The sequence below is a fragment of the Gilliamella sp. Nev3-1 genome, assembly GCF_001690435.1.
In the GTDB taxonomy this organism is placed as follows: domain Bacteria; phylum Pseudomonadota; class Gammaproteobacteria; order Enterobacterales; family Orbaceae; genus Gilliamella; species Gilliamella apicola_C.
Window position 1 is genome coordinate 16,628 of record NZ_LZHN01000063.1, and the last position, 24,817, is coordinate 41,444.

20 protein-coding genes, 1 tRNA gene and 2 pseudogenes are annotated in these 24,817 nt (G+C 36.4%); 13 read left to right on the plus strand and 10 right to left on the minus strand.

Annotation, left to right across the window (positions count from 1 at the left end):
* The first annotated feature begins 28 nt into the window (after positions 1-28).
* The 3 genes from pal (at position 29) to A9G40_RS09405 (ending at position 1,493) form a co-directional block, all read left to right on the plus strand.
* On the plus strand, positions 29-508 hold the full coding sequence (gene pal / locus A9G40_RS09395; protein WP_065582822.1) for a peptidoglycan-associated lipoprotein Pal: 480 nt from the start codon (positions 29-31) through the stop codon (positions 506-508).
* 64 nt (positions 509-572) lie between these two features.
* Complete coding sequence (gene ybgF / locus A9G40_RS09400; protein WP_065582823.1) at positions 573-1,289, plus strand: tol-pal system protein YbgF; 717 nt, start codon at positions 573-575, stop codon at positions 1,287-1,289.
* A gap of 128 nt (positions 1,290-1,417) precedes the next feature.
* A tRNA-Lys gene (locus A9G40_RS09405) sits at positions 1,418-1,493 on the plus strand.
* 182 nt (positions 1,494-1,675) lie between these two features.
* Here the strand turns inward: A9G40_RS09405 and pepT are convergent.
* Both pepT and A9G40_RS09415 read right to left on the minus strand, forming a co-directional pair.
* A complete protein-coding gene (gene pepT / locus A9G40_RS09410) occupies positions 1,676-2,908 on the minus strand; it encodes a peptidase T (protein ID WP_065582824.1) in 1,233 nt (410 codons plus the stop codon).
* Between the two features lie 23 nt (positions 2,909-2,931).
* Entirely contained in the window at positions 2,932-4,491 is a 1,560-nt protein-coding gene (locus A9G40_RS09415; protein WP_065582825.1) for an AbgT family transporter, read from the minus strand.
* Between the two features lie 334 nt (positions 4,492-4,825).
* Here A9G40_RS09415 and murJ (A9G40_RS09420) point away from each other — a divergent pair, with 334 nt between their 5' ends.
* The 3 genes from murJ (A9G40_RS09420) (at position 4,826) to A9G40_RS15035 (ending at position 7,617) form a co-directional block, all read left to right on the plus strand.
* Positions 4,826-6,364 carry a murein biosynthesis integral membrane protein MurJ gene (gene murJ, locus A9G40_RS09420; RefSeq protein WP_065582826.1) on the plus strand — a complete coding sequence of 513 codons (1,539 nt, stop codon included), beginning with the start codon at positions 4,826-4,828 and terminating at the stop codon, positions 6,362-6,364.
* A 347-nt stretch (positions 6,365-6,711) separates the two neighbouring features.
* Positions 6,712-7,335 carry a hypothetical protein gene (locus tag A9G40_RS09425; protein ID WP_176700477.1) on the plus strand — a complete coding sequence of 208 codons (624 nt, stop codon included), beginning with the start codon at positions 6,712-6,714 and terminating at the stop codon, positions 7,333-7,335.
* Between the two features lie 129 nt (positions 7,336-7,464).
* A complete protein-coding gene (locus A9G40_RS15035; protein ID WP_176700478.1) occupies positions 7,465-7,617 on the plus strand; it encodes a hypothetical protein in 153 nt (50 codons plus the stop codon).
* A gap of 192 nt (positions 7,618-7,809) precedes the next feature.
* Here the strand turns inward: A9G40_RS15035 and A9G40_RS15890 are convergent.
* Positions 7,810-7,962: pseudogene (locus A9G40_RS15890) on the minus strand (AbgT family transporter); the annotation flags it as partial.
* Between the two features lie 9 nt (positions 7,963-7,971).
* On the opposite strand from A9G40_RS15890, the pseudogene murJ (A9G40_RS09435) reads away from it, so the two are divergent.
* Both murJ (A9G40_RS09435) and A9G40_RS09440 read left to right on the plus strand, forming a co-directional pair.
* Positions 7,972-8,740: pseudogene (murJ, locus tag A9G40_RS09435) on the plus strand (murein biosynthesis integral membrane protein MurJ); the annotation flags it as partial.
* Between the two features lie 525 nt (positions 8,741-9,265).
* Entirely contained in the window at positions 9,266-10,930 is a 1,665-nt protein-coding gene (locus A9G40_RS09440) for a hypothetical protein (RefSeq protein ID WP_141675240.1), read from the plus strand.
* Positions 10,931-11,272: 342 nt separating this feature from the next.
* Here the strand turns inward: A9G40_RS09440 and dusC are convergent, their stop codons facing one another.
* The 6 genes from dusC to A9G40_RS09470 form a co-directional block, all read right to left on the minus strand.
* Positions 11,273-12,235, minus strand: coding sequence for a tRNA dihydrouridine(16) synthase DusC (gene dusC, locus A9G40_RS09445; protein WP_065582831.1), 963 nt, complete (start codon positions 12,233-12,235; stop codon positions 11,273-11,275).
* Entirely contained in the window at positions 12,232-13,005 is a 774-nt protein-coding gene (locus A9G40_RS09450; protein ID WP_065582832.1) for a molybdopterin-synthase adenylyltransferase MoeB, read from the minus strand. The genes dusC and A9G40_RS09450 overlap by 4 nt, the downstream gene beginning before the upstream one ends.
* 78 nt (positions 13,006-13,083) lie before the next feature.
* Positions 13,084-14,403, minus strand: coding sequence for an amidohydrolase (locus A9G40_RS09455; RefSeq protein WP_065582833.1), 1,320 nt, complete (start codon positions 14,401-14,403; stop codon positions 13,084-13,086).
* A gap of 20 nt (positions 14,404-14,423) precedes the next feature.
* Positions 14,424-14,873, minus strand: coding sequence for a hypothetical protein (locus tag A9G40_RS09460; protein ID WP_065582834.1), 450 nt, complete (start codon positions 14,871-14,873; stop codon positions 14,424-14,426).
* Positions 14,873-15,667, minus strand: coding sequence for a DUF3100 domain-containing protein (locus A9G40_RS09465; protein WP_065582835.1), 795 nt, complete (start codon positions 15,665-15,667; stop codon positions 14,873-14,875). The genes A9G40_RS09460 and A9G40_RS09465 overlap by 1 nt, the downstream gene beginning before the upstream one ends.
* A 28-nt stretch (positions 15,668-15,695) precedes the next feature.
* Positions 15,696-16,241: a cysteine hydrolase family protein gene (locus A9G40_RS09470; protein WP_065582836.1), complete on the minus strand. Its 546-nt coding sequence runs from the start codon at positions 16,239-16,241 to the stop codon at positions 15,696-15,698.
* A 284-nt stretch (positions 16,242-16,525) separates the two neighbouring features.
* Between A9G40_RS09470 and aspS the strand changes: the two genes are divergently transcribed.
* From aspS to A9G40_RS09495, 5 genes are all read left to right on the plus strand, one after another.
* Positions 16,526-18,283 (plus strand): aspartate--tRNA ligase, encoded by a 1,758-nt coding sequence (gene aspS / locus A9G40_RS09475; RefSeq protein ID WP_065582837.1) that lies wholly within the window; start codon positions 16,526-16,528, stop codon positions 18,281-18,283.
* A gap of 9 nt (positions 18,284-18,292) precedes the next feature.
* On the plus strand, positions 18,293-18,745 hold the full coding sequence (nudB, locus tag A9G40_RS09480) for a dihydroneopterin triphosphate diphosphatase (protein ID WP_065580139.1): 453 nt from the start codon (positions 18,293-18,295) through the stop codon (positions 18,743-18,745).
* A gap of 11 nt (positions 18,746-18,756) precedes the next feature.
* The gene (locus tag A9G40_RS09485; protein ID WP_065582838.1) at positions 18,757-19,059 is read left to right on the plus strand and encodes a hypothetical protein; all 303 of its coding nucleotides are present in this window, start codon (positions 18,757-18,759) and stop codon (positions 19,057-19,059) included.
* A 115-nt stretch (positions 19,060-19,174) separates the two neighbouring features.
* A complete protein-coding gene (gene ubiD / locus A9G40_RS09490) occupies positions 19,175-20,638 on the plus strand; it encodes a 4-hydroxy-3-polyprenylbenzoate decarboxylase (RefSeq protein ID WP_065582839.1) in 1,464 nt (487 codons plus the stop codon).
* A 378-nt stretch (positions 20,639-21,016) separates the two neighbouring features.
* A complete protein-coding gene (locus tag A9G40_RS09495) occupies positions 21,017-22,081 on the plus strand; it encodes an SEL1-like repeat protein (RefSeq protein ID WP_065582840.1) in 1,065 nt (354 codons plus the stop codon).
* Positions 22,082-22,099: 18 nt separating this feature from the next.
* Here the strand turns inward: A9G40_RS09495 and ppc are convergent, their stop codons facing one another.
* Positions 22,100-24,745, minus strand: coding sequence for a phosphoenolpyruvate carboxylase (ppc, locus tag A9G40_RS09500; RefSeq protein ID WP_065582841.1), 2,646 nt, complete (start codon positions 24,743-24,745; stop codon positions 22,100-22,102).
* Between the last annotated feature and the right edge of the window lie 72 nt (positions 24,746-24,817).

The window sequence follows — 24,817 nt, forward strand, 5'->3', positions numbered from 1 at the left end:
ATTTATTTAAACAAAAGGAGTTAATACAATGCAATTTTCTAAATTTCTTAAAGTAGCCGCGGTTGCTTTACCACTAATTACTGTAACTGCATGTTCGTCTAATAACAGTAGCAATGTAGCTGGTGTTGCAAGTGGTTCTTTATCAAAAGAAGCTTTAGAGCAATTAAATAAATTACAACAAATCAATACAGTATATTTTGATTTTGATAAATATAATGTTAAATCTGACTATGCAACATTATTAAATGCACATGCAATATTTATTCGTGCAAATAACGTGAAAGTAATTATCGAAGGTCATGCAGATGAACGCGGTACGCCAGAATATAACATTGCATTAGGTGAACGTCGTGCTGCTGCAGTTAAATCATATTTACAAGGTAATGGTGCTTCTGGTAGCCAAATGGAAATTGTATCATATGGTAAAGAAAAACCAGCAGTATTAGGCCATGACGAAGAAGCTTATGCTAAAAACCGTCGTGCTGTAGTAACTTATGCTATCAACTAATAGCATTTTATAACGGCTGATTATTCAGCCGTTTCTTTTCTACATTCATGCTGAGTAATATAATATGCATAAAAAAACACTCGTATTGTTCTTATTTCTTTTATTCACTGGCTGTGCAGCAGGCAGTTCAGAATCGGATAGAACTATTCAGGCACAAGGCCAATTATTAATACAAAATCAGGAAAGGATTAATGATTTACAAGCTGAAGTGGATGCGCTTCGAGGGCAATTAGAAGAAACTAGACACCAACTTAATCAGACGATAGAACGTCAAAAAATGATTCTTCAACAAATGGTTGGTGGCTCGGGCGTTTCTGCAAATGCGAACACTTCTGAGGATAATACTTCTTCATCAACGGCAACAACGCCATCATCTGATTTATCTGGTTGGGAAACTTCGGGGCGTGATAAGGCTGATTATAATTTTATCATGCAGTTTGTTAACGATGGGAAAAAAAGTAATGAGGTCGTTGCGGCATTTCAAAAATTTATAAAAGCTTATCCAAAGTCAGGTTATTTAGCTAATGCTAATTATTGGATAGGTCAACTTTATTATAAGCAAGGAAATAAAGATCAGGCTTCATTTTATTATGCAACTGTAGTGAAAAAGTTTGCTACCTCTTCCAAAGCTGCAGATAGCCTATATAAAGTTGGTTTGATTCTGCTTGAGAAAGGCGATAAGAAAAATGCTAGAATCGTTTTTCAACAAGTTATAAGTAAATATTCTAAAAATAAAAACGTTGTTGATCAGGCTAAAAAAAAGTTAGCATCGCTAAAGTAAAATGTACAAATAACCATCTATTAAATAGAAATATCAATAAAAGGGTTGCGTAACATTATAATTATAAGTATTATACCAACCCGAAATTACTTGAAACCTTAAGGAATTAAGTAGTTGTTTTCTGAAATGGGTTGTTAGCTCAGTCGGTAGAGCAGCGGACTTTTAATCCGTTTGTCGAGCGTTCGAATCGCTCACGACCCACCACACTCTCTAGAAAATTCATCAATCAATCAATTATTTTTTATTAGCCCTTTATAAAGCTTGCTAAGGTGTTAATGAAATAATTTTATTTTGTATTAACAATGTAGGATCGGTGAGAGGATTGCTTCTTATCGTTATCGAAATGCTTCGTAGGTGGAAAAAGGGAGATATCTCCCTTTTTAAGGTTATTTATTCTTGGCTGCTAATTCAATAATTTTCATTGTTACTTCAAATGATTTAAGAAATGATGATAATGGTAAAAATTCAAAGCATGAATGGAAGTTATGAGCACCAGTAAAGTAATTTGGCGTGGTAAGCCCTCTAGCAGAAAGAGCAGAACCATCGGTTCCTCCACGCATTGCGATGGTTTTTGGTTGAATATTGAGTTGTTCAAATGATTGATAAATTAAATCAATACAGCGACGGTCATTACCTAAATAGTTAGCGATATTGCTATAGGTATCGGTAATGTTACACTCAATTTTTGCTTTTGGATATTTTAAGCTAATAAAACGTATAACTTCTTGTATATAAGCCTTACGCGCCTCATACTTAGCTAAATCAAAGTCACGAATACTCATTTTTAATGTTGTGGTACTTTGATTACCAACGATATCATTAAACCAAAAATACCCTTCTTTGCCTTCGGTATGTTCTGGTGTTTCAAAGCTATCAAAACAGTTAATAATGTCATTGGCAATGCCGATAGGATTGATTAAAACATTTTTAGCAGACATAGGATGAGCAGAGATGCCTTCAATTTCAATAATGGCTGAGCCAGCATTGAATGTCTCATAAACGACTTCACCTAACTCACAACAATCGATTGTGTAAGCAAAATCAGGCTTGAAACGGTTTAAATCCAGTTTTTTGGCACCATTTAAGCCGACTTCTTCATCTGGTACAAAGGCAACATAAATATCGCCATATGTATAATTTTGTTGTTGTAATTGCTCTAACATAGTCATCACAATGGCAATGGCTGCTTTATTATCAGCACCAAGTACGCTGGTACCATCAGTGACAATCAATTCATCATTGAGATATTTATTTAGTTCGGGATGCTGATCGACTTTAAACCAAATATTTTTATCTTTGTTTAATAGAATATCTTGGCCAGTAAAGGTTACTCTCTGTGGCTTAACTTTATCTGATAAGGCAACATCGACAGTATCAAGATGGGCAACATAGCCAATTTTAGGCGCTTTTGGGTTATTGCCGGGGAGTTTAGCCGTTAGAATACTATGTTCATCAAGATGAACATCTTGTAGATTAAGTTCGATTAACTCTTGTTTAAGTAATTTGGCTAATTCTGTTTGCCCTGGAGTTGAGGGCACATGTGTGCAACCAATAGCGCTTTGACTTGGAACGTTGACATAACGTAAAAAACGTTTAACTAGTTGTTCGGTAATATTCATAATATTTTGACTCCTTGTGGTGGCTAATTATTTACTGGCGGATAAACATAACCGCTATCAAAACCAATTGGTAGGCCTAGGAACCAAAAAAGCAATAAGTTTATCGTTAATGCAATAAGTAGTGCAGCGGTATAAGGAATCATCATTGAACTTAATGTACCTACACCCGTATTTTTACAGTATTGCTGGCAATAGGCAATAATCAGCGGGTAAAAAGCAAACATAGGCGTACTAACATTAACCGCAGAACTAATGCGGTAAGCGGCTTGAGTTAATTCTGGCGAGATACCAACAGACATAAGCATAGGTACAAAAATCGGCGCTAAAATAGCCCACTTCGATGATGCCGAGGTAATTAACACATTTAACATACTTGTTAGAATGATCACACCAAATATGGTTACAACTGGAGGCAGGTGCAGTGCTTTTAATAAATCGGCGCCACCAACTGCAATTAATGTTCCAATTTGTGAGTGAGAAAAGACATATAGAAATTGAGCACAAAAGAAAGCAAAAACAATGAATGGAATAAGTGATTTAGTGATATTTTCCATTGATTTTACAATATCGCGTGATGATTTAAATGCACCAGTTATAAAACCATGTATTAAGCCTGGAATAGCAAAAAATACAAATAATAATGGCACAATAATTTGCATAATTGGAGCCTTATTGCTTGTCATGCTTCCATCAGATGCACGCAATAAAGAGTTTTCTGGTAACAATAATAAAATTAAGCCAATAGCAATAATTATAAAGACAATTGAAGCTACTTTGAAAGCACGATTTTCAACGGGTGTAATCGCTGGCGAGTTGGCAATGTTATCTAATTTTAGATCACTATTTAAAGGCATGGTTGCATTTAATCGAGGCTCGACGATTTTATCGGTAACAAACCAGCAAGCTAATAATACAAAAAAGGTACCGCCAAAACTTAAGAAATAGTTACAAAGTACATTGACTTGATAAGATGGATCAATAATTTGTGCTGCACTTTGAGTAAAGCCTTGCATGATTGGATCGATAATAGATGGTGTATAGCTTGAACTAAATCCACCAGCTAATCCAGCGAATGAAGCCGCAATCCCAGCTAGCGGGTGGCGACCAATTGCATAGAACATCATAGCCGATACTGGCATTAAAATCACATAAGCTGAGTCAGCAGCAATGTGGCAAACCATACTGACAAAAATCACTGATGGTGTGACTAAATTTTTCGGGGTAATAGCCAGTAATTTTTTGAGTAGCACATGGATATAACCACTGCTCTCAGCAATACCTATACCTAATGTCGCCACAATTGTAATTCCAAGCGGTGGAAAGCTGATAAAATTAGGTACCATCTTGGTAAAAAAAGTAACAAGATGCTCAGGCGCTAACATATTAACAACAACAAGCTTATCTTGCGTGACAGGATTAATATAGTTAAAACTCACAAAAGAAAGCAATAGCGAAGCAACAAAACAGATGACTAAAGCATAGAAAAAAAGAGTGGTTACATCGGGGATTTTGTTTCCAATTCGTTCAATAGTATTTAGAAAACCCCCCGTTCTTATTGGTGACGGATTTGTTGTCTGATTCATAATAAAATTAGTGTAAATATTGTTCGGATTGACAATCTAACACATGTTTATAGTGTAGGCAAATAACGTTGTTTTATACTGAAATTATCCTTTTCTGAATATTTTTTACATCACTATTTTTTACCTAATTGATGTGGTTGGTATTGTGTCAAAAGTGCATTCCAAAGATGAACAAAAGATTAATTTTATAAGAGATAATGTTAAATTTATACGCTAGCGGTTTACCTAATAAAAGGCAAAGTTTATTGAAAAAAGCATGGTGGTTTTAAGCGATAGTTTGTAGACTATGCATCATTATCCGTTTTAGGTTGTATACTTTGTATATAAATTAAATATGAATCTTTTAAAATCTTTAGCAACCGTAAGTTCCATGACAATGGTTTCCCGTGTATTAGGTTTTGTGCGCGATGCCATTATTGCGCGTTTTTTTGGCGCAGGCATGGCGACCGATGCTTTTTTTGTTGCCTTCAAATTGCCTAATTTGCTACGGCGTATTTTTGCTGAAGGCGCCTTTTCTCAAGCCTTTGTGCCCATTCTGGCTGAATATAAGAATCAACAAGGTATTGAGGCAACACGTACTTTTGTTGCTTATATAGCTGGGCTTTTAACCTTAGTATTAGCCTTTGTTACCTTAATTGGCGTTGTTACTGCACCTTTTATTATAATGTTAACGGCTCCCGGATTTATGCAAGAGTCAGCCGAAAAATTTGAACTTGCAACGACCATGTTGCGTATAACCTTTCCTTATATCTTTTTTATATCACTGGCTTCACTTGTTGGCGCGATACTCAATACATGGAATCGCTTCTCTGTTCCTGCTTTTGTTCCAACGCTATTGAATGTAAGTATGATTCTATTCACGCTATTTTTGACTCCTTATTTTAACCCTCCAGTATTAGCGCTTGCTGCATCGGTTGGTGTAGGCGGTATTTTGCAATTACTTTATCAGCTTCCCTATTTAAAAAAAATTGGTATGTTAGTGTTGCCACGTATTAGTTTTAAAGATAGTGGTGTTTGGCGAGTCTTGAAACAGATGGGACCCGCAATTTTAGGGGTGTCAGTAGGGCAAATATCTTTAATTATTAATACGATTTTTGCCTCATTTCTAGTTTCAGGATCGGTCTCATGGATGTATTATGCAGACCGCTTAATGGAATTTCCTGCTGGCGTGCTTGGTGTAGCATTAGGTACGATTTTATTACCCTCGTTAGCGAAAAGTTTTTCTAAAAGTGATCATAAGCAATATTCTGAGGTATTAGATTGGGGATTGCGACTTTGTTTTTTACTGGCTTTGCCAAGTACCGTGGCATTAGGCGTTATTTCTCGTCCCCTTATATCAACATTATTTGAGTATGGGCAATTTACTCTAAATGATACCTTAATGACACAGCGAGCCTTAGTGGCTTATTCTATCGGTCTACTTGGATTGATTTTAATTAAAGTGTTAGCACCCGCATTTTATTCGCGTCAGGATATTAAAACTCCCGTCAAAATTGCAATTGTTACGTTAATTTTAACACAGCTAATGAATCTCGTTTTTATTGGGCCATTACAGCATGCAGGCCTTTCACTATCCATTGGTTTAGCCGCTTGCTTTAATGCTGGGTTATTGTATTGGCAACTGCGTAAAAAACAACTTTATCAACCCCAACCTGGTTGGTATTACTTTTTAATTAAAGTGATTATTGCCGTAATATTAATGTCCACAGTGTTATGGTCTGGCTCACAGCTATTACCTGATTGGTCAACAGGTTCAATGTGGGTTCGTATTGGGCGATTATTTGCATTGGTAATTGTTGGAATCGTTGTTTATTTTGCATCATTGATTGCTATGGGATTTAAGATCAAACACTTTATTAAACGAATTGATTAACAACAACCAATAATTAAAATTTTGTTAAAAATTTTAGGTAACAGGAACGTTTAAGTAAGAATTAATAAGGAAATAAGATGAATAAAGTCTCTTTTTTTACACTACCTATTATAGGTAGTATAGTTTATTTTTTATTGAGTTGTTTTTTTTCGATGTATTTCGCATTTGTGCAATACAATTACGAAACTTTTTGGGACGCATTTCGGTCACTAGATTTTGATACTTCAATTTATTTCTATCAAAATAAATTTGTAAATACATTATGGGTTTTTGGGGTGTTGTCGCTTGTTCTTCATTACGCTAATGTTCATATTGTTAATAAAATCAATGTAATACTGTTGAATTTTATGATGATGATATTTTCAATAATTGCTGCATTTATTCAACAAACTATAATTGTTTATTACTACGAGCTACCTATTTTCCCAATAATGATAATAGTTATCTCATCAGTTATTTTTTGCGCTTTGCTATACAGCTTATTAATTTACTATTTAACAAATTTCTTTGAAAAATACTTTATAAAAAGCAAACAGTCATTTGCAATTACAGAAACTAATAGCTCAAATATTCACTTCATTTTATTTTCAACGTTTATTGGTTTTATTTTGATTAAAGGGTATGAATTAATCACTAATGCTTTTGATTTAATGCTTAGTGACTTTCAAGAGTCTTTGTATATTGGTGGTATATTGCTTGGACTGTTTTTGTCTAAAAGCTGTTTTAAGCAACCCTTTAATAAAATTCAATCAGAAAAACTCATTAAAAGTATTTCTGTGTCTGCCATGATGATTTTTATTTGCGACATTCTTTATTTTACTTTCATGTACAAAATGCCGATAAGATATTATATTAACGCTGATGTATTGATACATGCAGGTTGTAGACTACTCCTATTGGTATTGCTTATTATGCTAATTTGTTTGATTATTAATAAAGTGACTAAGCATTATTTTTTAAAACAAAAATAATAGAGATCAAATAAAATCAATGGCTTTTCTGGCTGATTTTAAAAAATGATTTGTTTTGAGGGGGGCGGTCATTTTGAGCTTTGAGGATATAATAAGCGATTGATGATAACGCTTGCGCTGGGGAGGGTTATGCTGAATCACCCAGCCCGTGAAATGGTTGCCGAATGCGGCCTGCACTGTCCATCTCGTTTACTCGGTTTTACGCATCGGTACCGATTTATTCCTGACAAAATTATTCCCGATAAAATAGCCTTAGCCAAACATTCTTGTTTGACGTGCTAACCTTGCTTTGTCGATGGCACATTATGACGTCGAATAAGGTACGGCATTAACCACCGTTGTAGATAAAAAGTGGATGATTTTTATAAAAAAAGCAAAATAAAAACTTCAATAAAATCAATGTGTTTTCTGAATGTTTTTAGCGTAAAATGAAGATTATTGGGATTGTGTAGTTTCGAATGTGCTAACATTTGTTATATTTTTCGGGGTAATAGCCAGTAATTTTTTGAGTAGCACATGGATATAACCACTGCTCTCAGCAATACCTATGCCTAATGTCGCCACAATTGTAATTCCAAGCGGTGGAAAGCTGATAAAATTAGGTACTATCTTGGTAAAAAAAGTAACAAAATACTTCTAGTTTCAGGATCGGTCTCATGGATGTATTATGCAGACCGCTTAATGGAATTTCCTGCTGGCGTGCTTGGCGTAGCATTAGGTACGATTTTATTACCCTCGTTAGCGAAAAGTTTTTCTAAAGGTGATCATAAGCAATATTCTAAGGTATTAGATTGGGGGATTGCGACTTTGTTTTTTACTGGCTTTGCCAAGTACCGTGGCATTAGGCGTTATCTCTCGTCCTCTTATATCAACATTAATTGAGTATGGGCAATTTACCCTAAATGATACCTTAATGACACAGCGAGCCTTAGTGGCTTATTCTATCGGTCTACTTGGATTGATTTTAATTAAAGTGTTAGCACCCGCATTTTATTCGCGTCAGGATATTAAAACTCCCGTCAAAATTGCAATTGTTACGTTAATTTTAACACAGCTAATGAATCTTGTTTTTATTGGGCCATTACAGCATGCAGGCCTTTCACTATCCATTGGTTTAGCCGCTTGCTTTAATGCTGGATTATTGTATTGGCAACTGCGTAAAAAACAACTTTATCAACCCCAACCTGGTTGGTATCTCTTTTTAATTAAAGTCATTATTGCCGTAATATTAATGTCCACAGTGTTATGGTCTGGCTCACAGCTATTACCTGATTGGTCAACGGGTTCAATGTGGGTTCGTATAGGGCGATTATTTTTATTGGTAATTGTTGGCATCGTTGTTTATTTTGTGTCATTGATTGCTATGGGATTTAAGATTAAACACTTTATTAAACGAATTGATTAATAATAAACAACGGGTAAAGATAAATTTCATTTTTTCAAAAAAGTATCAAATAGTAAAAATCATTAATTATAAAACTAATGAGGAAATAAGATGAATAAAGTGTCTTTTTTACTCTCCCCATTATTGATGGTGTAGTGTAGTTTATTTTTATTGAGTTGTTTTTTTCGATGTATTTCGCATTGGTGCAATACCATTACCAAACTTTTTTAGACGTATTTCGGTTACTAGATTTTGGTATTTCCAATTTATTTCTATCAAAATAAATTTGTAGATACATTATGGGTTTTTGGCGTGTTGTTGCTTGTTCTTCATTACGCTAATGTTCATATGGTTAATAAAATATAATGCTATTGATTTACATAATGATGATATTTTCGATAATTGCTGTATTTCTTCAACAAAAAAGTAGCGTACTATTAATCAATAGGTTATGATTTAAGTGCTTTAAAGCAAAGGAATACTCATTAATTGAGTGATTTTTAAAAATTAAATAAAAACATAAAGTTAATTAATAGGATAATCGGAATGCGTTATCATGACTGGGCTATGGTCTGCCAAATCTACGCCCAAAATCTTTTTTATTTTCACTATAGCCAAAATCAGACTCATTTCTTATTTTTATCACCGAAGTTATCGAAATCATCACGCTTAGTAAAGTCGTCGGATATATCGGTGTTTTTTTTGTGGAGGTTGCGTTTTTTACCTTTTTCATTTTTCTTCTTTAATCTATCTAATTTATTTAGGTTACCTAAATCACATAAATTATTTAAATTAACTAAGTTCTCGCTGTTCTTTGCGCCACTGCTTTTATTGTCATATACGCAGGGGGCTCAGGCATTAACGGCGCATACATCAAGGGAAATTGAGGGTAATGCGCCGTATTTAACGTTTGATGGTGGGCGAACTAAGGTGACTTCGATGGATAATCTATTAGCTATTCAGTTGCCGGATGGTACAACCATCAAGCCATCAACTAACACATCAAGTTCGAGAAATCCGATACAGCTAGTCAATGGAACTACTTTTAATGATATACACATGGTGGTGCCATTATCGGTAAATACAGCCAGTTTAAATGACTTAATTACTCAAGGTAATTGGGGAGATGACGATGGGGATGGTCAGGGTACTAATGGTGTTACTGCGATGGGGAGTGTATCGGTGAGTTTTACTGATGCGGATAATAATACTGTAAGTCGTAGTGATGCATTAGATATTTGTAAGGCTCCTTATAAGATGACATTAAGTAGTACAGGAGGGGTTTTACAAACAAAGTACGGGTTACCTAATACAAGAAATTTTAGTAGCCAAACAGTAACGTATTATATTAATCCGTATAGTGGTCCTCGTATTTGTTTTGTCAGGCCGAGTACTCATTCTTCCACCTTCGAACCCTCTGGCATGGTTCCTGATAAGGGATTTTTAGTTCAGTCAACAAGTTCGTCATCTTATGGCCTTAATTTTCCAACAACGGGGGGGAATGGTTTGTATTTTGATTTACTCATAGCTGGGGTTGATGCGAGTCAGTTGACATGGTCTTCAGTCTCACGTGGAGGGATAACAGCTACGGTGAGTTGGAGACTGCCAAAACAAGGCGGCGAAGAAGATGCGTGGATTCATGATGAAGATAGATCCAGTTATGTAACGCGAGTAACTTTAACGGGGCCTAGGGCAAGTGATGCTCAAATGCAGTCAGATAATCCTAGCCCTTTAACCGTACCATCTTTGCCACAGACATTTGAGTTGGTGGGTAGAGATAGTAGTGGGAATGAGGTGAAGTATGGATTTGTGTTGAGGCAGTGGTTTGTCCATCGGGGTGATAAATGGGATTATTGGTCTAACCAAATATCTTGGTGTGGTCGTTTGGGTTATCGTGCGCCAAAGATCAAGGATTTAACTAACGCGAAGTGTGGTTCAGATAATCGATTTCCATGTTATGATGGCATAGATGGCGCCACGCCGTCGTCAAATACATGGTATAACACGCGTTATATAGGCGCAGGATTTTTCACGGAGTGGGACAACTTAGAATTTTATTTTGATAGCATGAACTACGACGATATGAGCTTCAGAAGAGCAAGCTGGACAAGCGACGCTACAGATAGCGGTGTCCAGTTTATTGTCTCTGGCGGTGCTGTCCGCATCAAAGATGGGTCGCACCGCGAGTACATTTATTGCACCACACCTTAGCTTTTATTTCTTAGCCCTTAATCCTTAGGTCGTGGAGGGGGGAGATGGTGCAAACAGAGGGTAATTTATTAAAGAACAGCGCCCTAGCGTAGTTGGGGCGCTTTATTGGGAGTGCGGTTGTTGTGGTTTAAATTCGAAGTTTATTTTGTTCAACAAAGCTAATACGTCCGAAACCACTGCACCCATCAATTGTAATCACAAAAAAGTATTGATTTATTGAAGTTTTTTGATGAAACGGCTTATTAAAAACTTTAATAAAATCAATGGCTTTTCTGACGGATTTTTATGCCCCCCATCCCCCTACATCGTTATAATAAATGAACATCAATTGCTATTTTGTTATTACCTAAGGAAGTTATTTGGGCTGTTCTGCGTTAAGAAATCACAGATTTCTTGCTGTGATTTGAGTGTTCTAATATTTTGTAGGACGTCTGCTGCTTGAGTATAGTGCTGTTTTAAGTAAGCAAGCCACTGTTTGATGCGTGCAGAATGATAAAGCGGTTTAACGTCATCAATGGAGGATGTCGCATAGTGGATTAAAATTTCCATCACTTGTTGCCAACTGAATGCTGATTGTTCAGTCCGAATCATATTGGCCAAGTTAGGAATCGTTAAAATACCACGGCCTAGCATAATATCGTTAGTTTGGCTTTGGTTTATGCAATTTTTTGCATCCTCAATAGCAAAAATTTCACCATTGGCAATAACAGGAATATTTAGCTGTTGCTTGACTTGACCTATTGTTTGCCAATCTATTTTTTCGGCTTTATAACCATCTTCTTTGGTTCTGCCATGAATAGCAATTTCATTGGCACCGGCAAGCTCAATGGCGCTGGCGATGTCGTGGCAATGTGATTTATTATCCCATCCTAAGCGAATTTTGACTGATAATTTATTTGTTGCCCCTATTGCTTGCCTTACTTGGCTGACAATATTAAATATCTGTTCGGGATATTGTAATAAATAAGCGCCTCCGTGACTGCCAACGACCGTTTTGGCTGGGCAACCAAAATTGATATCAATACCATAAGAGCCTAATTCAATGGCTTTAACGGCATTTTCCGCCATCCACTCTGGCGACTGGCCAAGAATTTGTACCCGAACTGGCGTGCCAGATTTAGTTTTTCCGTTATGGTAAAGCTCAGGACACAGGCGATAAAAAGTCCGATTAGATAATTTATGATGGGTTACTCTAATAAATTCAGTCACACAATAATCAAATTGGTTAATTTCAGTTAAAAGTTGCCTGACTTGATAATCAAGTACACCCTCCATGGGCGCTAAAATAATTCGGTTAATTTTCATTGCGAAACCTGATTAGTATGACTATTTCCACAAATGCGACAGTTAAATTGTTTGGTAAATTTAACTTGGTTAAATTCCATTGTCATTGTATCAATCATTAATACACGACCAATTAATGGTTTTCCATATTGGGTTAGCACTTTGATGGCTTCTAAGGCTTGCATGGTGCCAAACATGCCAACAAGTGGCGCCATGACACCCGCTTCAACACATGTGAGTTGATCTTGACCAAATAAGTGGCTCAAACAGTGATAACAAGGTTCATCAGGTTGATAAGTAAATACGCTTAATAACCCCTCCATACGGATAGCCGCTCCAGAAACTAGCGGTTTTTTTACATGAAAACAACAACGGTTAATTTGCTCTCGTGTCACTAAGTTATCAGTGCAGTCGATGACAATATTATGCTGTTTGATAAGCGAAATGAGCTTGTCATCGTCAAGTTGCTGATGCACTGTTTCAATTAACGTATTGGCATTGATATTGGTTAAGGCCTCTTTTGCCACCTCGACTTTGTATTGATTGATAGCGCTTTCAGTATATAAGATTTGTCGATTTAAGTTGGATTTTGATATGGTGTCAAAATCAATTAATGTTAATTTACCTAAACCTGATGCAGCCAAATAGAGCGATGCCGCACAGCCGAGTCCACCTAAACCGATGATCAGTGCTGAACTGTTTTTTAATATTTGTTGTTTATCAATATCAAAACCACGCAATGTGATTTGTCTATCATAACGAAACAATTCTTGATCAGTCAGTTCTTGCATAGTGGGTGTTTATTGTGGTTAATGATGAAGAAGCATTATAACAGAAACTTGGCACAATAATGTGCCAAGCCATTAAGATTATTTGTCAAAGCCAGATAGGAATGTTAAATATTCTTCTTTGGTCATGAGTGGTTTATATTCTGACATCAGTGTTTGTGCTGGTTTTGCGTCGTCATAAAGTAAATCGATAATTGTACAGGCCATCATTTGTGCGGGACGGATGTAAGCCATATCTTCATCAAATACGGTATAATCTTTACCGTGTAAAACACCTCGAACCGAACCAATCCATGGGTGACTAACAGGCATAATGTGGGATAGATCGCCAGTATCCGTGCTTCCTGTCATATGAGGGGCAATAGAAACATTTTCTTCACCAATTAATGCTTCAGCATTATGTTTTAAAAGCTCGTTAAGCGTTGGATTATTATTTAATGGTAGATAGCCAGGCAAGTCCTTAATTTCACAGGTTGCCCCAACCGCCATAGCGCCTGCTTTTAGTGCTTGATTAATTCGCTCATTGGCATCAATCATGGCGGGCACATTGCCTGCTCGTACATAGCTTTCCATTCTGACATCGCTTGGAACCACATTAACTAAATCACCGCCTTGGGTAATAATTGGGTGAAATCGAATATAATCTTTTTCTTGAAATGTTTCGCGTATGGCATGTACGCCCATCATTCCCATCATAGCTGCATTTAAGGCATTTACTCCGGCATGTGGCGCTGCTGCTGCGTGCGACGCTTCGCCTTTATATTTAATCAGTTTACCGATAAAACCATTGCTTGTTGTTGATATTTCAATAAAACCATCTTGGCGGTCATTGGGTACGCTAGTTAAGTGTATTTGTAATGCCATATCGATATCATCAAATTCACCGCGCGAGATTAGCTCTGGTTTACCGCCAATATATTTGATTTTACCTTCCTCAATAAGGCGATTACGATATGTGATTTCAACATATTCTTCAGCTGGAACCGCAAAAGGTACCACATCCCCTGCTAAAAATTGCATGGCACCAGAATCTATTAGCCCCATGGTCACAGCCATCATATTGGCAATTTGAGCATTATGACCACAGCAGTGTGCCGCGCCAGATGTTTCATCAGCAGCAGGATGATCAGCGCAAATAATGGCATCAAGCTCCCCTATAACAGCAATGCTATACTTACTGCCTTTGCCCCCTTTTAAGCGGCCTTTTACACCTGTTATTGCTAATTTATTTTTAAATGGTACGCCCAGTTTTTCAAAGCTTTCTTCAACTTTTTTGGCCGTTTTGTGTTCTTTGTAACCAAGTTCAGGCTCTGCCCAAATTGATTCGGCGACCGCCTTGATATCGGCTTTACGATTTGCAATAGCAATACAAACCTTCTTTTTAAGTTCTTCTTTTGTCATAAATTAAATCCTAATCCAAATTAGATAACACCTTCCCAATGTAAGGTGATTTGCGCAATGATTGCTGCAAAAATAAAGGTACCTGAAAACACCGCCAAAGAAACCGGAATGATTCGCCACGAGATATTTTTAAATAATGCTAAATCTTTGCCAATAGCAAGCCCTGCATAAGCAAGTACTGGGGTACAAACAGCCAATAAAGAAACCTTGTCAGTAATTGAAACAATCTGCTCATGAAAAGGGAAAATAGGTGATGAAGCGGCTGCTGCAACGACCGATACCCATAATATGACAGGAAGTTTGTTGCATAAAGGAATCTTGCTAATAATATATCCAACAATTGATATGGCAACTAAAATTGATAATGCTTCTATTGACTGCATAAAGTCAATTTTATAACCAACAGTATTACCAGCTGCCATAATAATGGCAACTAAGATCAATAAAAAAATTGTTTCTAAAAACTTCATTATAGTGCTCCTTCTTTATAACGATTACGACGTAAACGGCTAAAAGTGTTATATAAGAAAGAAGCAAAAGGTAATGAAAATAATGTATAAATATAAATACCAACAATGCTAGACATTAAGTTCGCTGTCGTGGCATAGGCTTTAATATCTTCACTTATTTCTGGATAAAGATCACTTATTGGTGCCAGTGACGCAGCCATCATACTACCACTTCCAACGCCTGCGCCCATAGCTAAGGCATAAGGGTGGAGAATATCTAATTTTGCCATCACACTGGCTAGTATACTCATCCATATAGCACCATAAAGTGTGCCACAAATATACATCGCCATAACACCTCGACCTTCGGCAGAGTCCAATCCGTATTTATCGGCAACAATTGCGATATTGGGTTCACGAGCAACAGAGTAGGTTGCTCCAACTGCTTCGCGTTTCATACCTAGCATCATTGCTAGTGGTAAACCAAGTAAAATGGTGCCAGCAAAATGACCTAACTCTTGAAAGATTAATGCCGATTTTGCATCTTCTAGAATCATTTCTATTTTTGGTCCCACAGAAAGCCCCAGTTTGGCGATAAGTAGCATTAACGTTACCATCATGATGGCACTAGCATGATTCATATTTTTTAGATTTAATATTTTAAATTTTGGTAGGCTGATTATGCCGCCAATAATCATGGCATATAACATGGGGTATAATGTGATAATCCAAATAGATTGTTTGCCAATAAACTCACAGAATAAAACGACTATCATTGCGAGTAAATGCACTTTGTAGTCTTTTAATATTTCCATTCCTGCTCCTTTTTTATTTTTATCTATTTTATACTAGGGTCGCCCCTAAGGTATTTTGAAAGTGCTTTAAAGCCCATTGATGACCGATAGGATCAAAGCTTGCAACTGCATTTTTATGAATAACTATTTTATAACCTAAGTTATAAGCATCGACCGCCGTGTGTAAAATGCAAATATCAGTACAAACACCAATTAAATGAATTTCAGTTATATGTCTCTCGCGTAAGCGGAGATCGAGATCTGTGCCACAAAATGCTGAGTAGTGGCGTTTGTTGATCCAGTAAATATTGGTTGAGTTTTGATGTTTTTGATAGATTTGATGTAAATTACCAAATAATTGTTGTCCAACTGTTCCGACAAGATTATGAGGTGGGAAGAGTGAATTTTCAGGATGATATGTATCTGAAGATTCATGAGCATCAATAGCAAAAACGATAAACTGATTATTTTTAATAAATGATTCAGTTATATTTAATATTTCGGGCTCAATTTGTTGACCGGCAGAGCCAGTAGTTAAGGCGCCATCGTTAGCAATGAAGTCATTAGTGTAGTCAATTGAAATTAAAGCTTTCATATCAAGTTAATAATATCTAAATCATACTAAAGCTTAGTAATAAATATTTGATATGACAAGTTTTAAATGAATCATTTTCCAATTTCATCAAGAAAAAAGGAATTTAATTTTGTTATCCTATTGAATTTAAAATAATTTGTAAAATTACTTATAAAGTAAAATTATTATCATCAACCGAGTATAAATAAATTAAATAGTGATTATTTTAAAACATAGGCTTTATCCCCTGATAAATTGCTCTATAATAATTGTTATTTTTGACAATTGCACACAGGATATATTTAATGAGAACAATTTATTGCGGACAACTAAACGCAAGTTATATTAATCAAGACGTCACATTATGTGGATGGGTCAATAAACGCCGTGATTTAGGTGGAATGATTTTTATTGATATGCGTGATCGTGAAGGAATTGTGCAAGTTTTTTTTGATCCTGATTATCAACAAGCATATCAATTAGCAGGTGAGTTACGTAATGAATTTTGTATCCAAATTAAAGGCAAGGTAAGAGCAAGGCCAGAAGGGCAAGTTAATAAAGATATGGCGACAGGTGAGGTTGAAATTTTAGCCACCGAGCTGACTATATTTAACCGTAGTGATGTTTTACCGCTTGATTTCAATCAAAACAACAGCGAAGAACAACGTTTAAAATATCGTTACATTGATTTGCGTCGCCCTGAAATGGCAACGATCTTTAAAACTCGAGCAAAAATTACCGCTTTTGTTCGCTCATTTATGAATGAACATGGCTTTTTAGATATCGAAACACCGATGTTGACTAAAGCAACACCTGAAGGCGCTCGTGATTATTTGGTGCCAAGCAGAATTCATAAAGGTGAGTTTTACGCACTACCGCAATCACCACAACTATTTAAGCAATTATTAATGATGTCAGGATTTGATCGATATTATCAAATTGTAAAATGTTTTCGTGATGAAGACTTACGTGCCGATCGCCAACCTGAATTTACCCAAATTGACGTTGAAACATCGTTTATGACAGCCGAACAAGTGCGTGATGTTATGGAACAGATGATCCGTGAACTTTGGTTGCATGTAAAAAATGTGGATTTAGGAAAGTTCCCTATTATGACTTTTGCTGAAGCGATGCGTCGTTATGGTAGTGATAAACCCGATTTACGTAATCCCCTTGAAATTATTGATGTGGCTGATTTGGTTAAAGATGTCGATTTTAAAGTGTTTTCAACACCAGCTAATGATCCTAAAGGGCGTGTAGCTTTACTTTGTGTACCAAATGGTGCGCAATTAACACGTAAACAACTTGATGAATATACACAATTCATTTCGGTTTATGGTGCTAAAGGTATGGCATGGATTAAGGTTAATGAACGTAGTAAGGGGTTAGATGGTGTACAAAGCCCTGTGGCAAAATTCTTTAATGAATCGCAAATGGAAGCATTACTTAATCGTGCCAATGCTAAAGATGGTGATATTTTATTATTTGGTGCTGATAGCTATAAAGTGGTGAGCGATGCACTAGGGGCATTACGTTTGAAAGTCGGTAAAGATTTAGCGTTAACCGATGAAAATAAATGGGCTGTACTTTGGGTGGTTGATTTCCCGATGTTTGAAGAAACCGATGAAGGGTTAAGTGCGATGCATCATCCATTTACGTCACCAAAAGATTATTCGCCAGAAGATCTTATTAAAAATCCTGAGAATGCGGTTGCTAATGCCTATGATATGGTCATTAATGGTTATGAAGTTGGAGGGGGATCTGTCCGTATTCACCGTAGTGAAATGCAACAGGCCGTTTTTTCAATTTTAGGTATTAACGAACATGATCAACGTGAGAAATTTGGGTTTTTACTTGATGCATTGAAATACGGTACGCCACCACATGCAGGATTAGCCTTCGGTTTAGATAGGTTAAGTATGTTATTAGCCGGAACGGATAATATTCGCGATGTGATAGCATTTCCTAAAACAACTGCGGCAACTTGTTTACTTACCGATGCGCCAAGCCCGGCAAATGCAGCAGCTTTGACTGAACTGGGTATTGAAGTAAGTAAAAAATAGTTATATTTGATGCAAAAATTTAAAAATCCTGAATCTGTTCTGGTAGTCATTTTTTGCCAGACAACAAAACGTTGCCTTATGTTACAACGCCAAGATGATCCCCATTTTTGGCAATCAGTAACAGGTAGTATGGAGGCTCATGAATCGCCACAAGAAACAGCAATTCGTGAAGTTTTAGAAGAAACAGGTATTGATATTCTTGGTCAAAATCTTGAGTTAATTGATGTAGAGCATATCGTTGAATTTGAAATTTTTCCACAATTCAGGCATCGATATGCGCCAGATGTTACGGTAAATAAAGAACATTGGTTTTATCTTCCTCTTATTGACGAGATAACGCCAATACTTACCGAACATTTAGCTTACCAATGGCTTAAGATTGATGATGCTGCCAATCTTACTTTGTCTCCCAATAATAGTGAAGCTATCGGTAACATTCATCGTTTGATTGAATCTAATTAAGGGGGTAGGAAATGAAATCGTATTTATATGCTATTGTGTTATCCTTTTTATACTTTTTTGTATCAACTAGCCATGCAGATATAGACATAAAAAAATGTCAACCTAATCAAAACGGTCATGTTATTTTTAATGATGATGATGATAAAATCGCTAAAAAAATCATTGATGATAAATTTGAACAATATCTCCTTTACCAAGTTGATCAGAATCAATTTATTGATATCGATGAAAAACAATTTGACGCTTTATCATCTAAAATTATTGAATGTAATCAAGATAAACAAACGCCTATATATAGGAAGGTTTTGCCGTAGTTAGGCTATATAGTTAGGTTATGTAGTTAGACTGATAAATAAGTGAGCATTAAGGATTAAAAATATTCTGGGTTTAGTTAACTCAAGGTTAGTTAGTAATAGAGAGCCATAATAAATGAATTTTTCAAATTTTCGGGATTTTTTAGATTATCTTGAGCAACACGGTGAGTTAAAGCGGATTTCGTTCCCTGTTAACCCTTATCTTGAAATGACCGAAATTGCTGATCGCGTTTTACGTAGTGAAGGCCCAACTTTATTATTCGAAAACCCAATTGGTTATGATATGCCTGTTTTATGTAATTTGTTTGGCACAGCTAAACGTGTTGCGATGGGAATGGGGCGCAAAGATACTTCAGCTTTGCGTGAAATTGGTGAGCTATTGGCATTTTTGCGTGAGCCCGATCCACCAAAAGGGATACGGCAATTTTTTAATGTCTTGCCTAAATATAAACAAGTACTAAATATGCCTGTTAAACGTCGTTCATCGGCGCCATGCCAAGAGATGGTTTTTAAAGATGATGATGTGGATTTGACCCGTTTACCTATTATGCATTGTTGGCCTGATGATGTGGCACCATTGCTGTCTTGGGGATTAACTATTACCAAAGGCCCTTATAAAGAACGGCAAAATGTGGGAATTTACCGTTTGCAATTATTAGGTAAAAATAAACTAATTATGCGCTGGCTTTCACACCGTGGCGGTGCACTTGATTTTGCTGAGTGGCAACAAGCGCATCCTAACGAGAGATTCCCTATTAGTGTCGCTATTGGCGCTGATCCCGCAACTATTTTAGGTGCAGTGACACCAGTGCCAGACACATTACCCGAATATGCTTTTTCAGGATTATTGCGCGGTAGTCGAACAGAGGTCGTCAAATCGTTATCAAGTGATTTAGACGTTCCTGCCAGTGCCGAGATAATTCTTGAAGGTTATATTGATCCTAATGAGCTAGCATCAGAAGGACCCTATGGCGATCACACGGGTTATTATAATGAGGTGGAACAATTTGCTGTCTTTACTGTGACGCATTTAACTCACCGTAAAGACGCCATTTATCATTCAACTTATACAGGCAGGCCACCAGATGAGCCGGCGATAATGGGACTGGCGTTAAATGAAGTCTTTATTCCAATTTTACAAAAACAGTTTCCTGAAATTGTTGATTTTTATCTACCGCCTGAAGGATGTTCATATCGTATTGCGATTGTGACAATTAAAAAACAATATCCTGGCCATGCTAAAAGAATCATGATGGGAGTGTGGTCTTATCTGCGACAATTTATGTACACTAAATTTGTTATTGTCTGTGATGATGACATTAATGCCCGAGACTGGAAAGATGTGATGTGGGCGATTTCTACTCGCATGGATCCACAGCGTGATACGACTTTTATCGATAATACACCGATCGATTACTTAGACTTTGCTTCACCAGTTTCTGGATTAGGCTCTAAAATGGGATTGGATGCTACTAATAAATGGTCTGGTGAAACAAATCGAGAGTGGGGCAAAATCATTAAAAAAGATCCTAAAGTTATTGCTCGAATTGACGAAATCTGGAATGAACTTGGTTTATAGTATTATCGTTATCACATTTTTTATTATGGTAAAGTTAAAAAACCCATTAGGTGTGATACAGAAGAATAGAATTGTAAAAGACAAAATGCGCATTAAAGAATTTATTCCTATAAATGAATAAACGGTATATTGATATAAAAATAATGCGCTAAATAAGTTTCTTTTTAAAAATGGCAATAATATTGATATCGTTGTTCAATCCTAATCAAATTTTTTGTTATCGACCTTATGTGGCATGATGATTCAACTTTATTGATTAATAATGTTTTATTTTAAAAATAGTATAAATAAAATAACCCAAATAAGTCTTAAACAAAAACTATTCCTTTTAGATGCATTTATGTATAATTATAGGTAATCTCATAAAAATTAGAAAAAATGAAAAAAATCAAGATATTATTTGTATTGTTATTATCCATTTCTTATAGTGTACAGGCCACCAGTTATAAGGCACAGCCAGATGATACTCAATTAAAGCTTAAAGAATCAGATTTATTGCTTCCCGCTTTGCGTTTATCTGCAGAAAAAGGTAATGCAGAAGCACAATATTCGTTAGGAAGTGTTTATAAACAAGGCTTGGGCGTTGAAGTTAGTGATGTTCGTGCTTTTTTCTGGTATAAAAAAGCAGCAGAACAGGGGCTAGCTAAAGCACAAAATAATCTAGCATTAATGTATCAAAGTGGCTTGGGTACCAATCGCGATTTCAACGAAGCCGTTAAATATTTCAAATTAGCGGCAGATCAAAATTATGCATTGGCTAAATACAATTTAGCTTTAATGTATCAACAAGGTGAAGGTGTTGAAAAAAACACATTGACCGCAATTGATTATTTTACACAAGCAGGTGATAGCGGGATTTATGACGCTTATTTAAATCTTGGAATTATGTATTTTTTTGGTGATGGCATAAAAGAAGATCGTATGATTGCGGCTGATTGGTTTAGTAAAGCAGCTAAAGAAAATATGCCAGAAGCGCAATATTATTTAGGACTAATGTCAGAAAAAGGAGATGGTTTAACCCAAGATTATATGGCTGCTAGTTATTTTTATACACAAGCAGCAGAACGGGGGCACGTACTTGCTATGTATAATTTAGCTATTATGTACGCAACAGGTACCGGAGCTAAACCTGATAATACGCAAGCAGCATATTGGTTTACTAAAGCTGCCGAAGCTGGCAATGTTGATGCTCAGTATAATATTGGTGTAATGTATGATGTAGGTGGTGGTGTTTCTAAAGACGATAAGAAAGCCGTTGAGTGGTATCTAAAAGCTGCAGAGCAAGGCAGTGTTGATGCACAATATAATTTAGGCATTAAATATCTAGAAGGTAAAGGCACAGATCAAGATAACGATCGTGCCATTTATTGGTTTACTAAAGCTAGCGAACAAGGAGACCAAGACGCTAAAACCTATTTAGAACACTTATTACCTAAAAAATAAAAGTGCTGTATTTTTGCTTTATCCAGAATTTCGCATACCAGCTGCAATGCCAGAAATGGTGATCATGAGTCCTTGCTCTACTATAATATTGTCATCGCCGCAGTGTTTCCGTGAACGGCTTAATAACTCTACTTGTAATAAGTTTAATGGCTCAATATAGGTATTACGCAAGGCTACAGATTGTGCGATCCAAGGCAAATCAGCCATTAAACTAACATCATCGGTGATCGTTAGCACAGTATTGATATCTTGGGTTAACAAACTCCTTAATTCTTCGCCTAGTGGCCATAAAGCAGGATCGACCAAACGTTGCTCATAATATTCGTGGATATCAGGCGCCGATTTGGCGTAAACCATTTCAAGCATGCCTAATCGAGCATTAAAAAAAGGCCACTTGTGATACATTTCTTTAAGAAGCTCTTTTTTTCCCTCCTCGATGACAGATCTCAGTGCGTTACCGGCTCCAAGCCAAGATGGTAGCATTAATCGGTTTTGTGTCCAGGCAAAAATCCATGGAATAGCACGTAAGCTTTCAATCCCCCCTCCCGTTCGACGTTTTTGTGGTCTGGAGCCTAGTGGTAATCTGCCTAATTCAACCTCTGGCGTTACCGCTCTAAAATAATCAACAAAATCAGCTCGTTCGCGTACATAACTGCGATAGCAATTGCAGGAAAGTTCCGACATTTCATCCATAAGATGGCGCCATGCTTGTTTTGGTGCTGGTGGGGGCAATAAATTGGCTTGTAAAATCGCTGAGGTATAAAGCATTAGGCTACTGAGAGCAACTTCTGGTAAACCAAGTTTAAAACGAATCATTTCACCTTGTTCGGTAACTCTAAGCCCACTTTTTAACGATCCAGGTGGTTGAGAAAGTAGAGCTGCATGAGCAGGTGCACCACCACGACCAATTGAGCCACCTCGACCATGGAATAATACTAAATTAATATTATATTTTTCAAATAAGCTAACTAGCTCTTCTTGCGATCGATACTGTGCCCAAGATGCGGCAAGTGTACCTGCATCTTTAGCCGAATCAGAATAACCTATCATCACCATTTGCTTACCTTGGATTTTGTCACGATACCAAGGTATATCCAGCAGCTTTTGCATAACCGATTTAGCGTTATTTAAGTCTTCTAATGTTTCAAATAATGGCGCAACAGGGATATACTTTTGGCAATCAACGATTTTCAATAATAAGTAAACAGCTAAAATATCTGAAGGCGCCTTAGCCATTGATATTACGTAAGAGGCAATTGATTCTTCGCCTGCTTTTTTGATAACTCGACAAGTATCTAATACTTCTTGAACTGTTTCATCTGGTTGCCAGTTATAAGGTAGTAATGGTCGGTTAGATTGCAACTCAGTTAATAAAAATACTTGTTTTTCTTCCTCTGACCATTTTGCATAGCTACCTAAATTCAGTTCTTGGGTCAACGCATCAAGTGCCTGAATATGTACGGAACTATCTTGGCGAATATCTAATCTAACCAATTGTAAACCAAAACTTTTTATCCGCCGTAAAGTATCAAGTAATGGACCATGGGCAATTGTTGACATGCCATTATCAATTAATGATTCATAACAGGTATAAAGTGGTGTCCATAACTGTTCGTTTTTAATTAAAATATCTCTTGGTGGTAGTACTTGTTCACTATTCAGTAAAGCTTCAATATAATTGTGAGTTTTTATTAAACGAGTGCGTAACTGTTTCATTACAGCTCGATAGGGCTCGGAAACGGTTTTGTTCTTTTCATCTAATAGATTGATAACAGATTGGTTACATTCTGTCATTGAAAGTTCACGGACAAGTATTTGAATATCAGATAAAAATAATTCAATTGACTTTAATCTAGCTTGTAACATTACTTTTTCTGTCACTTTTGCTGTCACATTTGGATTTCCGTCACGATCACCTCCCATCCATGAAGTAAATTTTATGGGAACATGTTCAACGGAGAGTTGTTCATCAAAAGTATCAACCAACTGGTCATTAAGTTCACGTAAGAATAAAGGCACGCCTTGCCATAAACTATCTTCAATGACAGAAAATCCCCATTTAGCTTCATCGATTGGGCTTGGGCGTTTTTTTCGGATTTCATCGGTATACCAAGCTTGGCAAACTAACTGTTTCAAGCGTCGCATAATCCGTTCTATCTCATAATCAGCTAAATCATCATGATCAAGCTGAGATAAACAGCTATTAATTGCGGTATAGGTGTTTATCATGGTTCTACGATTGATTTCAGTTGGATGAGCGGTTAATACTAATTCAATTGATAAATCATTAATTGCTTTGGTAATGGTTTCATTTGAAAAATTAAGTTTTTTTAGAGTACTAAATAATTCAGTCATTTTTTTAGGGCTACTAGAAGCTTCCCCATGCGGTGAAATACCATAATACTCAGCAGCAGTGTTAACTAAGTTCAAAAATTGGTTAAATGCGCGTGCAACATGCAATAGATCATCATCATTCAGATTTTCAATTAATTTGAGTAGCTCATTATGTGCTTGAACGTTTCCTTGTTGAGCTGATTTTGATAATTGTCTTATTTTTTCGACTAAATCGAATGTTTCATTGCCTGTGGCACGTTTAATCGCATTGCCTAGTAAAGTACCCAGCATATTGACATTACTTCGCATTGAGGAGTATTGGTTATTCATGATTTTCTCGTTTTTGATTTTATTATGCCTAAGATCCTTTAAAATGCATGAAAAAAATGGCAGTTTAATGAC

Excerpts from the sequence above, each read along its gene's own strand:
- dusC (WP_065582831.1), bottom strand. The coding sequence starts at position 12,235 with ATGAAAATTAACCGAATTATTTTAGCGCCCATGGAGGGTGTACTTGAT.
- A9G40_RS09470 (WP_065582836.1), bottom strand. The coding sequence starts at position 16,241 with ATGAAAGCTTTAATTTCAATTGACTACACTAATGACTTCATTGCTAAC.
- ybgF (WP_065582823.1), top strand. The coding sequence starts at position 573 with ATGCATAAAAAAACACTCGTATTGTTCTTATTTCTTTTATTCACTGGC.
- A9G40_RS09455 (WP_065582833.1), bottom strand. The coding sequence starts at position 14,403 with ATGACAAAAGAAGAACTTAAAAAGAAGGTTTGTATTGCTATTGCAAAT.
- A9G40_RS09415 (WP_065582825.1), bottom strand. The coding sequence starts at position 4,491 with ATGAATCAGACAACAAATCCGTCACCAATAAGAACGGGGGGTTTTCTA.
- A9G40_RS09465 (WP_065582835.1), bottom strand. The coding sequence starts at position 15,667 with ATGGAAATATTAAAAGACTACAAAGTGCATTTACTCGCAATGATAGTC.
- ppc (WP_065582841.1), bottom strand. The coding sequence starts at position 24,745 with ATGAATAACCAATACTCCTCAATGCGAAGTAATGTCAATATGCTGGGT.
- aspS (WP_065582837.1), top strand. The coding sequence starts at position 16,526 with ATGAGAACAATTTATTGCGGACAACTAAACGCAAGTTATATTAATCAA.
- ubiD (WP_065582839.1), top strand. The coding sequence starts at position 19,175 with ATGAATTTTTCAAATTTTCGGGATTTTTTAGATTATCTTGAGCAACAC.
- A9G40_RS15035 (WP_176700478.1), top strand. The coding sequence starts at position 7,465 with ATGCTGAATCACCCAGCCCGTGAAATGGTTGCCGAATGCGGCCTGCAC.
- A9G40_RS09440 (WP_141675240.1), top strand. The coding sequence starts at position 9,266 with ATGCGTTATCATGACTGGGCTATGGTCTGCCAAATCTACGCCCAAAAT.
- A9G40_RS09450 (WP_065582832.1), bottom strand. The coding sequence starts at position 13,005 with ATGCAAGAACTGACTGATCAAGAATTGTTTCGTTATGATAGACAAATC.
- pepT (WP_065582824.1), bottom strand. The coding sequence starts at position 2,908 with ATGAATATTACCGAACAACTAGTTAAACGTTTTTTACGTTATGTCAAC.
- nudB (WP_065580139.1), top strand. The coding sequence starts at position 18,293 with ATGCAAAAATTTAAAAATCCTGAATCTGTTCTGGTAGTCATTTTTTGC.
- A9G40_RS09495 (WP_065582840.1), top strand. The coding sequence starts at position 21,017 with ATGAAAAAAATCAAGATATTATTTGTATTGTTATTATCCATTTCTTAT.
- A9G40_RS09460 (WP_065582834.1), bottom strand. The coding sequence starts at position 14,873 with ATGAAGTTTTTAGAAACAATTTTTTTATTGATCTTAGTTGCCATTATT.
- A9G40_RS09485 (WP_065582838.1), top strand. The coding sequence starts at position 18,757 with ATGAAATCGTATTTATATGCTATTGTGTTATCCTTTTTATACTTTTTT.
- murJ (WP_065582826.1), top strand. The coding sequence starts at position 4,826 with ATGAATCTTTTAAAATCTTTAGCAACCGTAAGTTCCATGACAATGGTT.
- pal (WP_065582822.1), top strand. The coding sequence starts at position 29 with ATGCAATTTTCTAAATTTCTTAAAGTAGCCGCGGTTGCTTTACCACTA.
- A9G40_RS09425 (WP_176700477.1), top strand. The coding sequence starts at position 6,712 with ATGATGATGATATTTTCAATAATTGCTGCATTTATTCAACAAACTATA.